Here is a 10,397-nt window from a genome sequence, read left to right on the forward strand (position 1 = left end):
TTGCGGGGACCCTGTCTACACAACGTCGTAGATGTCTTGATAGGGTCATGCCCAAGCGAGGGTAGGAACGACGCAAATCTCGCAATTCCGCGTCGTCCCGCAACCGCACAGGTGGCCCCGATCGACGGTTTCGCATGTTGGATTTCGACATGACCGGAGCGTCGTGGGGTGGTCGCCGAGTCGACGACAGTCCGCCGACACCGACAGACGCACGAGCCCTGGAACGGGCTCACAGCTGCTGACGAATACGCGAGCCGACCTTGTCGACTTGTTTCGTCAATGTCCGATCGAACCGCAGGCGATGCCGCCTGCGGCCACGACTACGGGAGAGACCGCTGAGCGTCACGACCCTGGCCGCGGAGTTCCATCCGCCGTCACTTGCAGACTTCTTCCCTCCCGCTGTGCTGTTCGAGGGGACCCCCTTCGAGCTCGACCGACTGATGCTGATCCGCATCCTCATGACGGTCGTGCTGCTCGCCTTCTTCGCGATCGCGATGCGCAGCCCGCGGCTGATCCCGCGCGGCGTCCAGAACGTGGCCGAGATGGGGCTCGCGTTCGTCAAGGACCAGATCGCCGACGAGATCCTCGGCAAGGAACAGGGCAAGCGTTTCCTGCCGGTCCTGGCGACGATCTTCTTCGCGGTGCTCTTCATGAACGTGTCCAGCATCATTCCGCTGCTGAACATCTCGCCGAATGCGCGGATCGGTATGCCGATCGTGCTTGCCGCGATCGCGTACATCACCTTCAACTACGTCGGTATCAAGAAGTACGGCTTCTTCAAGTACATCAAGAGCAGCATCGTTGTTCCTGACGTACCGATCGCGTTGCACGTGATCCTGATCCCGATCGAGTTCATCTCGACCTTCATCCTTCGGCCGTTCACGCTCACCGTCCGTCTCATGGCGAACATGCTGGCCGGCCACCTCATGCTCGTGCTGTTCTTCAGCGCCACCCAGTTCTTCTTCTTCGAGGCTGCGGCCGGAATGAAGATCTTCGGTGTGTTCTCGCTGGCAGCCGGCTTCGGATTCACCCTCTTCGAGTTGCTGGTGATCTTCCTGCAGGCGTACGTATTCGCCCTGCTGACCGCCGTGTACATCGACCTGGCGCTCCACGCCGACTCGCACTGACCGCACTACACACAAACCTGACCCCTCGCCGATCCCGGCAAGGGGCAACAGAAAGGGAACGGAACACCACATGAGCCTCTCGTACCTGGCACAGGCCGCGGTTGAGCAGACCACCACGGGCAAGGGCTACGGCGCCATCGGCTACGGTCTCGCGGCCATCGGCCCCGGCATCGGCGTGGGTATCGTCGTCGGTAAGGCCATCGAGGGCATCGCGCGTCAGCCCGAGCTCTCCGGCCAGATCCGCACCAACATGTTCCTCGGTATTGCATTCACCGAGGCCCTCGCGCTGATCGGTATCGTCGCCGGCTTCCTGTTCGGCTGATCGAATGTCGAACATTGCAGTGATCGCAGCCTCGGAGGCGGAGAACATCAATCCCCTCCTCCCCGAGACTTACGACATCGTGTGGTCGACGGTCTGCATCGTCATCATCGGTTTTGCCTTCTGGAAGTTCATCCTTCCGAAGTTCCAGCAGGTGCTGGCCGAGCGCAGCGACCAGATCGAAGGCGGCATCAAGCGTGCCGAAGAGGCCCAGGTGGAGGCCAAGGAGACGCTGGAGCAGTACCGCGCCCAGCTCGCCGAGGCTCGTACCGAGGCCGCGGCCATCCGCGAGGATGCCCGCACCCAGGGTCAGCAGATCATCGCCGAGATGAAGGTCCAGGCCCAGGAGGAAAGCGACCGCATCGTCGCCGCCGGCAGCAGCCAGCTCGCCGCGCAGCGTCAGCAGATCGTGGCCGAACTGCGCAGCGATCTCGGCCGCACCGCGGTCGACCTCGCCGAGAAGGTCATCGGGGAGTCGCTCTCCGACGACGTCAAGCGGGCCGGCACGATCGACCGTTTCCTCAGTGAACTGGACACCGTCAGCGCGAACTCCGCAGCCGGAAAGTGAGCACCATGTACGCAGCAAGCCGTGAGGCGCTGACTCATACGAGGAGCGTCCTGGATTCAGCGCTGGCCGGAGTCTCGGCCGGCGCGGCGACTGCGGCTGCGGCACAGACCGGCGCAGAGCTGTTCACGGCGGTCGAGACCCTCGACGGCCAGCGCACGCTGCGCGCCGCACTGGCCGATCCGTCGGCCCCCGCGGCTGTGCGGCAGGGGCTGGCCGAGCAGGTGTTCTCGGCGAAGGTTTCCGCCGAGACGCTGGCGACCCTGAAGGCAGCGGCGGGCCAGGACTGGTCCAGCTCCGCCGACCTTCGGAATTCGCTGGTGCTGCTGGGACGGGAGTCGCTGCTTCGCGCGGCCGACGACCAGAACCAGCTGGACACCGTCGAGGACGAGCTCTTCCGGCTCGGTCGCATCGTCGCGGGTAACCCCGCGCTCGAGCAGGCCCTGTCCGATCGGGCCCGGCCTACTGCGGCCAAGCGCGAGATGCTGTCGAAGTTGCTGTACGGCAAGGTCACCGCGGTGACCGAGGCGCTGGCCATCCAGGCAGCCGGTCGACTGCGCACCGCCCCGGCGGACGCATTCAACGAGCTGGCCGAGCTGGCCGCGGCCCGACGTGACAAGGCGGTTGCGCACGTGCGCAGCGCCTCGCCGCTGTCGAGCGCACAGGTGGAGCGGCTCGCCGCGACCCTGACCCGGACCTACGGGAAGCCGGTCACCGTGCACGTGGAGGTCGACCCCGAGCTCCTCAGCGGTCTCGTGGTTCGCGTGGGCGACGAGGTCATCGACGGCAGCGCGGCGGGACGACTCGCGACGCTGCGCAAGAACCTCAAGTAGTCCGGCGCTGCGCCTCGCAGCACCAACCTCCAGATCAATTCGAAGACCAGATACCGAGAGCAGGAAGAACATGGCGGAGCTGACGATCTCCTCCGACGAGATCCGTAGCGCGATCGACAACTACACCGCGAGCTACTCCCCGGAGGCCTCCCGCGAGGAGGTCGGAGCGGTGTCCGACACCAGTGACGGCATTGCGCACGTCACCGGCCTGCCTTCGGCAATGGCCAACGAACTGCTGGAGTTCCCCGGCGGCGTCCTCGGCGTGGCACTGAACCTGGATGCCACCGAGATCGGTGCCGTCATCCTGGGTGACTACGAGCACATCGCGGAGGGCCAGCAGGTCAAGCGCACCGGCGACGTGCTGTCCGTGCCGGTGGGCGATGCGTTCCTCGGACGCGTCGTGAACCCGCTGGGCCAGCCCATCGACGGCCTCGGCGAGATCGAGACCACCGAGACCCGCGCGCTGGAGCTGCAGGCCGCGTCCGTGCTGGAGCGCCAGCCGGTCGAGGAGCCGCTGCAGACCGGCATCAAGGCCATCGACGCGATGACCCCGATCGGCCGTGGCCAGCGCCAGCTGGTGATCGGCGACCGTAAGACCGGCAAGACCGCGGTCTGCGTCGACGCCATCCTCAACCAGAAGGCCAACTGGGCGACCGGCGACCCGAAGCAGCAGGTTCGCTGCATCTACGTCGCCATCGGTCAGAAGGGCTCCACCATCGCCGGCGTCAAGCAGGCGCTCGAGGAGCAGGGCGCGATGGAGTACACCACCATCGTCGCCGCCCCGGCCTCCGACTCCGCCGGCTTCAAGTGGCTCGCGCCGTACACCGGTTCGGCCATCGGCCAGCACTGGATGTACCAGGGCAAGCACGTCCTGGTCGTGTTCGACGACCTGACCAAGCAGGCCGAGGCGTACCGCGCCATCTCGCTGCTGCTGCGTCGCCCGCCGGGCCGCGAGGCGTACCCGGGTGACGTCTTCTACTTGCACTCCCGTCTGCTGGAGCGCTCGGCGAAGCTGTCCGACGCCCTCGGTGGTGGCTCGCTCACCGCGCTGCCGATCATCGAGACCAAGGCCAACGACGTCTCGGCCTACATCCCGACCAACGTCATCTCCATCACCGACGGTCAGGTGTTCCTCGAGTCCGACCTGTTCAACAAGGGCATCCGCCCCGCGATCAACGTCGGTATCTCGGTCTCCCGAGTCGGTGGCGCCGCGCAGACCAAGGGCATGAAGAAGGTCTCCGGTTCGCTGCGTCTGGAGCTCGCACAGTTCCGTGAGCTGGAGGCGTTCTCCGCCTTCGCCTCCGACCTGGACGACGCCTCCAAGGCCCAGCTCGAGCGCGGCCAGCGTCTGGTCGAGCTGCTCAAGCAGGACCAGTACTCCCCGATTGCCGTCGAGGACCAGATCATCTCGATCTACCTCGCGGGCGAGGGTGTCTTCGACTCCGTGCCGGTCGGCGATGTCCGCCGGTTCGAGGCGGAGCTGCTCGAGGACCTGCACCGCAACGCGGCCGGCGTCTACGAGGCGATCAAGGGCGGCAAGGCTCTCGACGCGGACTCGACCAAGGCCCTCGTGGCGGCGACCGACAAGTTCAAGCAGGGCTTCCTGGCGTCGGACGGCAGCCGCGTGGTCAACGAGGCCGAGGCCAGCGCACTGGGTGCCGACGAGGTCAGCCAGGAGCAGGTTTCCGTCACGCGCAAGCACGTCACCAAGTGAGCGTGACTGCCGTGTCCTCGACTTGTGGGAAGGGAGTGTGACTGAGTAGATGGCAAGCCTGCGCGAACTGCGCTCACGTATCAAGTCAGTCAACTCGACCAAGAAGATCACCAAGGCGCAGGAGCTGATCGCCACCTCCCGCATCACCAAGGCGCAGACCCGGGTCGCGGCTTCCAAGCCGTACGCCGAGGAGATCACCAAGGTGCTCTCCGCGCTGGCGAGTGCCTCGGGATCGCTCGACCACCCGTTGCTCAACGAGCGGGCGAACCCGAAGCGTGCGGCCGTGCTCGTGGTCACCAGTGACCGCGGCATGTGTGGCGGCTACAACTCCAACGTCCTCAAGGAGGCCGAGGAGCTGTTCGCGCTGCTGCGCAGCGAGGGCAAGGAGCCGGTGCTGTACGTGCTCGGCGCGAAGGGCCTGACGTACTACACCTTCCGCGACCGGGACCTGAAGGGTTCGTGGACCGGGTTCTCGCAGGACCCGGGCTACGCGGACGCCGCACGGGCGAGCCGTCACCTGGTCGAGCTGTTCATGGCCGGCTCGGGCAACGAGGTTCCGGCGTACAACGGCGAGGGCACCATCGAGGGCGTCGACGAGCTTCACATCGTCTACACCCGCTTTGTGTCGATGCTGACCCAGACGCCGGAGGTCCGGCGGATGGCTCCGCTCGAGGTGGCGTACCAGGACGAGAACTTCGAGCTCGGCGAGGACATGCTCACCGACTCGAACGGTGCTCATCCCACCGCGCAGTACGACTTCGAGCCCGAAGCGGGTGTGTTGCTGTCGGCGCTGCTGCCGAAGTACATCAACACCCGCATCTACTCCTCGCTGCTCGAAGCCGCGGCGTCGGAGTCGGCGTCACGTCGGACCGCCATGAAGGCGGCCACGGACAACGCCAACGAGCTGGTGAACACCCTGAGCCGTCAGGCAAACCAGGTGCGCCAGGCCCAGATCACCCAGGAAATCAGCGAGATCGTCGGTGGCGCGAATGCGCTCGCCTCGAGCGCAGGAAGTGACTAGACACATGACCGCAGCAGTAACCCAAACCAACGCGAACGGTGCGGCAACCGCCGGCCGAGTCGTGCGGGTCATCGGTCCCGTTGTGGACGTTGAGTTCCCGCGCGGCGCCGTTCCCGCACTGTTCAACGCCCTGAACGCAGAGGTCACTCTGCCGACGGTCGCGAAGACGCTGACCCTCGAGGTGGCGCAGCACCTGGGCGACAACCTGGTGCGCACCGTCTCGATGCAGCCCACCGACGGCCTGGTGCGCGGCACCGCGGTCGTCGACTCCGGCAAGCCGATCTCGGTTCCCGTCGGCGACGTCGTCAAGGGCCACGTGTTCAACGCCCTCGGTGACTGCCTCGACACCCCGGGCCTCGGTCGCGACGGCGAGCAGTGGGGCATCCACCGCAAGCCCCCCGCCTTCGACCAGCTCGAGGGCAAGACCGAGATCCTCGAGACCGGCATCAAGGTCATCGACCTGCTGACCCCGTACGTCAAGGGCGGCAAGATCGGTCTGTTCGGTGGTGCCGGTGTCGGCAAGACCGTTCTGATCCAGGAGATGATCACCCGTATCGCCCGCGAGTTCTCCGGCACCTCGGTGTTCGCAGGCGTCGGTGAGCGGACCCGTGAGGGCACCGACCTCCACCTCGAGATGGAAGAGATGGGCGTCCTCCAGGACACCGCCCTTGTCTTCGGCCAGATGGACGAGCCGCCGGGAACGCGTATGCGCGTCGCCCTGTCGGCACTGACCATGGCGGAGTACTTCCGCGATGTGCAGAACCAGGACGTGTTGCTCTTCATCGACAACATCTTCCGGTTCACCCAGGCCGGTTCCGAGGTCTCGACCCTGCTGGGTCGTATGCCTTCGGCCGTGGGTTACCAGCCGACCCTCGCGGACGAGATGGGTGAGCTCCAGGAGCGCATCACCTCGACCCGTGGCCGCTCGATCACCTCGCTGCAGGCGATCTACGTGCCCGCCGACGACTACACCGACCCGGCACCGGCGACCACCTTCGCGCACCTCGATGCGACCACCGAGCTCTCGCGTCCGATTTCGCAGATGGGTATCTACCCCGCTGTGGACCCGCTGACGTCGACCTCGCGCATCCTCGAGCCCGGCATTGTCGGCGTGGAGCACTTCCGCGTCGCCAACGAGGTCAAGCGGATCCTGCAGAAGTACAAGGAACTGCAGGACATCATCGCCATTCTGGGTATGGACGAGCTGCAGGAAGAGGACAAGATCCTCGTCGGCCGCGCGCGCCGCATCCAGAAGTTCCTCGGTCAGAACTTCATCGTCGCCGAGAAGTTCACCGGCGAGGCCGGCTCCGTGGTGCCGCTCGCGGACACCATCGAGGCGTTCGACCGTGTCTGCAAGGGCGAGTTCGACCACCTGCCCGAGCAGGCGTTCAACAGCTGCGGTGGACTCGACGACGTCGAGGCCGCTGCCAAGAAGATCGCAGGGAAGTAGTCGACCATGGCTGAGATGACCGTTGAGCTCGTCGCCGTCGAGCGGCGTCTGTGGTCGGGCACGGCGACGCTCGTCAGCGCCCAGACCACCGAGGGCGAGATCGGCATCATGTACGGACATGAGCCGGTCCTCGGTCAGCTGGTCGAGGCGGGTGTCGTCGCCATCACCACCGGCGAGGGCGACCGCGTCGTCGCCGCGGTGCACGGTGGCTTCCTCTCCGTGACCGGCACCTCGGTGACGATCCTGGCCGAGTCCGCGGACTTTGCCGGCGACATCGACGTGGAGGCCGCCAAGGCAGTGCTCGCGGAGACGCAGGACGACCTCGAGGCGATCGCGATCGCCAAGGGGCGCCTGCGCGCCGTCGAGCGGGCCTGACCCGGTAGACACAGACAGCCGCGACGAGCAGGGCCACGGGCAGTGACAATCGGAGTGACAGTTCTCTTCGTTCTGGTTGTCCTGCTCGCGGCGCTCGTCGCGGCTTTCGTGTATCGACTGAGCGTTCTGCGCCGCGGCGGGACCGCGGCGATTCTCCGGGTGACTCCCGCCGCGGCCGGGCACGGCTGGCGGCACGGCGTCATCCGGTACGGCGAGAACAGTCTCGTCTTCCTCAAGCTGTCGAGCCTGCGGCCCGGACCGGACATCCGGTTGGACCGTCAGGGCATCGAGCTGGGGGAGCGGCGCGGTCCCCGCGAGACCGAGTACGACATCATGACCGACGAGATCCTGATCCTGTCGGTGGTCGACGGCGAGCGCAGCTACGAGGTCGCCCTCGACCGCGGTGCGCTCACCGCCTTCCTCTCCTGGGTGGAGTCGCGCCCGGACGGCCGCTCCATGCGCGGCCGGCCCGCCTGACGCCGACGAAACAAGAACCCCGACCGAATTCCGGTCGGGGTTCTCTTGTGTGTGGGGGCAGACGCCGGGTGGTCAGGTGCCGGTGCGGTCAGGCGCCGGAATCGGTTCCGCCCGCACCCGGGTGCCACAGCACGTCGCCGTCCGGATTGGCCACCCGGCCGAGGATGAACAGCAGGTCCGAGAGCCGGTTGAGGTACTTCGCCGGCAGCACATTGGTGTCGGCGGGGCTGGCATCGACCGCCGCCCAGGCCGCCCGCTCCGCCCGCCGCGTCACCGTTCGGGCGACATGCAACTGCGCCGCCAGCACGGTGCCGCCCGGGAGGATGAACGAGTTCAGCGGGGCCAGCGGCTCGTTGAACTCGTCGCACCAGGCCTCGAGCCGCTCGACGTAGGCCGGGGTCACCCGCAGCGGCGGGTACTTCGGATCCTCGACCACCGGGGTGGACAGGTCCGCGCCGGCGTCGAACAGGTCGTTCTGGATCTGGCGGAGCACCGACATGATCTGCGGACTCGGTTCGCCGAGCGCGAGTGCCACGCCGATGCATGCGTTGGCCTCGTCGCAGTCGGCGTAGGCGATCAGTCGCGGGTCGTTCTTCGAGACCCGGGAGAAGTCGCTGAGTCCCGTCGTGCCGTCGTCGCCGGTGCGGGTGTAGATGCGGGTGAGGTGGACTGCCATGCCGTCACGGTACCGGCGTGGCATCCGGCACCGGGGGACCTGACTAGGCTGTCGGACTGTGAGTGAACGCTTTCTTGTCACCGGTGGCAACAGACTGACCGGTGAGGTCTCGGTGGGTGGCGCGAAGAACAGCGTGCTCAAGTTGATGGCCGCGGCCCTGCTGGCCGAGGGCACCACCGTCATCACCAACTGCCCCGACATCCTCGACGTGCCGTACATGGCCGAGGTCCTGCGCGGACTGGGCTGCGACGTCGAACTCGACGGCGACACGGTGCGGATCACGACGCCCGCCGAGCCGAAGTTCCACGCCGACTTCCCGGCGGTGACGCAGTTCCGGGCCTCGGTCTGTGTGCTCGGGCCGCTGGTGGCACGGTGCCGGCGTGCGGTGGTGGCGTTGCCGGGCGGCGACGCGATCGGGTCACGCCCGCTCGACATGCACCAGACCGGGTTGGCACTGCTCGGCGCGCGCAGCGAGATCCAGCACGGCTGCCTCGTCGCGGAGGCCGACGACCTGCACGGTGCGCAGATCCGGCTGGCGTTCCCGTCTGTCGGCGCCACCGAGAACATCCTGATGGCGGCGGTCCTGGCCAAGGGCGAGACGGTGATCGACAACGCCGCGCGGGAGCCCGAGATCGTGGACCTGTGCAACATGCTGGTGCGGATGGGCGCCCGGATCGAGGGCGCCGGTTCGTCGACCCTGACCATTCAGGGGGTGCGTCGGCTGGAGCCGACGACGCACCGGGTGATCGGCGACCGGATCGTCGCCGCGACCTGGGGGATCGCCGCTGCGATGACGCGGGGCGACGTCCGGGTGCGCGGGGTGAACCCGAAGCACCTTTCGCTGGTACTGGACAAGCTGCGTTCGGCCGGCGCCGAGGTCACACCCGAGGCCGACGGTTTCCGGGTGGTCCAGGAGTCGCGGCCGAAGGCGGTCAACTTCGCGACCTTGCCGTTCCCCGGATTCCCCACCGACCTGCAGCCGATGGCGATCGGCCTGGCCGCGGTCGCGGACGGGACGTCGATGATCACCGAGAACGTCTTCGAGGCCCGGTTCCGGTTCGTGGAGGAGATGATCCGCCTCGGTGCCGACGCCCGGACCGACGGACACCATGCGGTGGTCCGCGGGATCACCCGGTTGTCGAGTGCGCCGGTCTGGTCCTCGGACATCCGCGCCGGTGCGGGCCTGGTGCTCGCCGCCCTGGTCGCGGACGGAACCACCGAGGTCCACGACGTCTACCACATCGATCGCGGCTACCCGATGTTCGTCGAGAAGCTCTCGGCGCTCGGCGGCGACATCGTCCGGGTCACCGACGCCGGCTGATGCATTCGGTCCCGCCACCTGCACATGAACGAAGGGCACCACCTCTCGCGGCTGCGAGCGGCGGTGCCCTTCTTGCATGCAGGGGGGGGCACTTGCATGGGCCCTCGGCGCCGGCCCACGGGGCAGGGTGGTCGGCGTCACATCGCCGGAATCTGCGGTTCAGGACGGAATTCGGACCGGTGGTCGGGCGCTGACCTGGAGCGATGCGGCCGGCCGATGTGCGTGACCTGGCGATTTGCTTCGGGGTTCACGCTCACGTAACTTTTGTCGAGTCAGAGCGACACGGACACCGACCCGGACCGAGAGGTACGGGACACGAGGTAGGACGTCGAAAGCCTGACAAGAACCCCTTTCAGCCAGAACATCCAGCCGGTTTGCGCCGGCGGCAGTGATGAGTTAGGCTGGAAAAGTTGCCCCGGAACACCGAGAGAGCTAATCTCGGGTGTGAAGGTGTGTGCGTGTTCTTTGAGAACTCAACAGTGTGCCGATGAATGTCAGTGCCAAATTATTTGGTACTCC

General features: G+C 66.8%; 11 protein-coding genes. 10 read left to right on the forward strand and 1 reads right to left on the reverse strand.

Going from position 1 to position 10,397, the window contains the following annotated elements:
- Positions 1-401 precede the first annotated feature (401 nt).
- The 9 genes from atpB to AC1DWC_RS22670 all read left to right on the forward strand — a co-directional run bounded on the left by atpB (position 402) and on the right by AC1DWC_RS22670 (position 7,881).
- Positions 402-1,127, forward strand: coding sequence for a F0F1 ATP synthase subunit A (atpB, locus tag AC1DWC_RS22630; RefSeq protein WP_477838934.1), 726 nt, complete (start codon positions 402-404; stop codon positions 1,125-1,127).
- 70 nt (positions 1,128-1,197) lie between these two features.
- Entirely contained in the window at positions 1,198-1,449 is a 252-nt protein-coding gene (locus AC1DWC_RS22635; RefSeq protein WP_477838932.1) for an ATP synthase F0 subunit C, read from the forward strand.
- A 4-nt stretch (positions 1,450-1,453) separates the two neighbouring features.
- Complete coding sequence (locus tag AC1DWC_RS22640; protein ID WP_477911642.1) at positions 1,454-2,014, forward strand: F0F1 ATP synthase subunit B; 561 nt, start codon at positions 1,454-1,456, stop codon at positions 2,012-2,014.
- Between the two features lie 5 nt (positions 2,015-2,019).
- Entirely contained in the window at positions 2,020-2,844 is an 825-nt protein-coding gene (locus tag AC1DWC_RS22645) for a F0F1 ATP synthase subunit delta (RefSeq protein WP_477911644.1), read from the forward strand.
- Positions 2,845-2,914: 70 nt separating this feature from the next.
- Complete coding sequence (atpA, locus tag AC1DWC_RS22650; RefSeq protein WP_072846398.1) at positions 2,915-4,558, forward strand: F0F1 ATP synthase subunit alpha; 1,644 nt, start codon at positions 2,915-2,917, stop codon at positions 4,556-4,558.
- A gap of 49 nt (positions 4,559-4,607) precedes the next feature.
- Positions 4,608-5,579: a F0F1 ATP synthase subunit gamma gene (locus tag AC1DWC_RS22655; RefSeq protein ID WP_072846397.1), complete on the forward strand. Its 972-nt coding sequence runs from the start codon at positions 4,608-4,610 to the stop codon at positions 5,577-5,579.
- A 4-nt stretch (positions 5,580-5,583) separates the two neighbouring features.
- Positions 5,584-7,029, forward strand: coding sequence for a F0F1 ATP synthase subunit beta (gene atpD / locus AC1DWC_RS22660; protein WP_072846396.1), 1,446 nt, complete (start codon positions 5,584-5,586; stop codon positions 7,027-7,029).
- A gap of 6 nt (positions 7,030-7,035) precedes the next feature.
- On the forward strand, positions 7,036-7,404 hold the full coding sequence (locus AC1DWC_RS22665) for a F0F1 ATP synthase subunit epsilon (protein WP_072846395.1): 369 nt from the start codon (positions 7,036-7,038) through the stop codon (positions 7,402-7,404).
- A 54-nt stretch (positions 7,405-7,458) separates the two neighbouring features.
- Positions 7,459-7,881 (forward strand): DUF2550 domain-containing protein, encoded by a 423-nt coding sequence (locus tag AC1DWC_RS22670; RefSeq protein ID WP_477838922.1) that lies wholly within the window; start codon positions 7,459-7,461, stop codon positions 7,879-7,881.
- A gap of 88 nt (positions 7,882-7,969) precedes the next feature.
- Here AC1DWC_RS22670 and AC1DWC_RS22675 read toward each other — a convergent pair whose 3' ends face one another.
- Entirely contained in the window at positions 7,970-8,557 is a 588-nt protein-coding gene (locus AC1DWC_RS22675) for a cob(I)yrinic acid a,c-diamide adenosyltransferase (protein ID WP_477911647.1), read from the reverse strand.
- 58 nt (positions 8,558-8,615) lie between these two features.
- Here AC1DWC_RS22675 and murA point away from each other — a divergent pair, with 58 nt between their 5' ends.
- A complete protein-coding gene (murA, locus tag AC1DWC_RS22680; protein ID WP_477911649.1) occupies positions 8,616-9,878 on the forward strand; it encodes a UDP-N-acetylglucosamine 1-carboxyvinyltransferase in 1,263 nt (420 codons plus the stop codon).
- The last annotated feature ends 519 nt before the right edge of the window (positions 9,879-10,397 follow it).

This window comes from Rhodococcus sp. P4_C10 (assembly GCF_056402135.1).

Bases quoted from the DNA above. Each gene is read 5' to 3' on its own strand.
- AC1DWC_RS22635 (WP_477838932.1), top strand. From the start codon at position 1,198: ATGAGCCTCTCGTACCTGGCACAGGCCGCGGTTGAGCAGACCACCACG.
- AC1DWC_RS22640 (WP_477911642.1), top strand. From the start codon at position 1,454: ATGTCGAACATTGCAGTGATCGCAGCCTCGGAGGCGGAGAACATCAAT.
- AC1DWC_RS22645 (WP_477911644.1), top strand. From the start codon at position 2,020: ATGTACGCAGCAAGCCGTGAGGCGCTGACTCATACGAGGAGCGTCCTG.
- atpA (WP_072846398.1), top strand. From the start codon at position 2,915: ATGGCGGAGCTGACGATCTCCTCCGACGAGATCCGTAGCGCGATCGAC.
- AC1DWC_RS22655 (WP_072846397.1), top strand. From the start codon at position 4,608: ATGGCAAGCCTGCGCGAACTGCGCTCACGTATCAAGTCAGTCAACTCG.
- atpD (WP_072846396.1), top strand. From the start codon at position 5,584: ATGACCGCAGCAGTAACCCAAACCAACGCGAACGGTGCGGCAACCGCC.
- AC1DWC_RS22665 (WP_072846395.1), top strand. From the start codon at position 7,036: ATGGCTGAGATGACCGTTGAGCTCGTCGCCGTCGAGCGGCGTCTGTGG.
- AC1DWC_RS22675 (WP_477911647.1), bottom strand. From the start codon at position 8,557: ATGGCAGTCCACCTCACCCGCATCTACACCCGCACCGGCGACGACGGC.